General features: G+C 57.8%; 1 protein-coding gene and 1 pseudogene. One reads left to right on the plus strand and one right to left on the minus strand.

What is annotated here, in order from left to right; genetic code table 11:
• A pseudogene (locus tag PDO_RS16080) lies at positions 1-214 on the minus strand (DUF2809 domain-containing protein); the annotation flags it as partial.
• A 79-nt stretch (positions 215-293) separates the two neighbouring features.
• On the opposite strand from PDO_RS16080, the gene PDO_RS16085 reads away from it, so the two are divergent.
• Positions 294-860 (plus strand): DUF817 family protein (locus tag PDO_RS16085; protein WP_458574656.1); only part of this gene is annotated, 567 nt, incomplete at its 3' end.

The raw sequence follows: 860 nt of genomic DNA on the forward strand, positions 1-860 counted from the left end.
CGGCGACCCGACCCAGCGGTTGACGGACCAGCAGCATGGCGACGAGCCAGAAGAGCATCATCCCCCAAAGCAGCGAACCGCCATATTTGACCAGCGGGAACGGCAGACCGATCTCGTAGCCGGTCAGGCGCAACGTCAGGCCGCATAGGATGACCCCGACCGAGATTGCCAAACGGCGCCAGCGCATAGCAGTGCTTGCCTTGATTTTGTTCATACAGCCTCTGTAGTTAAGCCGAACCAGAACGCAACCGGAATCAGGCGGAGCAATCATGACGACAGCGGTTGAGGGACAGATGAACTTTCCGGAGAGTTTCGACCGGCGGCTGATTGACAATGCACCCGCGCCAGCACTGTACGGCATCCGGCGCTTTATCGTCGAGTTCCTGTTCTTCGGCATCAAGGAGGCGCGCGCCTGTCTGTTCGCCGGACTGTTCTTCGTGTCGATCTTCTTCGTACCGCGCGATGGACTGCTTGGCCTGCCGCGCTACGATCTGCTGCTGGTGATCGCTCTGGTCATCCAGCTTGCCATGGTCTGGACCAAACTGGAGACAGTTGATGAACTGAAGGCAATCTGCCTGTTCCATCTCGTCGGCTTCGTACTGGAAGTCTTCAAGACCTCGGGCAGCATCCAGTCATGGTCATATCCCGATTTCGCCTATACCAAGCTGTTTGGCGTGCCACTGTTTTCCGGCTTCATGTATGCTGCGGTCGGCAGCTACATCATCCAGGCCTGGCGGCTTTTCGACATCAGAATCCGCCACCATCCACCCTACTGGATGGCGACGGGCGTGGCACTTGCCATCGACCTCAACTTCTTCACCCATCACTATATCGGTGACTACCGATGGTATGTCGCCGCG

Origin of the sequence: Rhizobium sp. PDO1-076 (genome assembly GCF_000247475.1) — a bacterium.
Taxonomy (GTDB): Bacteria; Pseudomonadota; Alphaproteobacteria; order Rhizobiales; family Rhizobiaceae; genus Allorhizobium.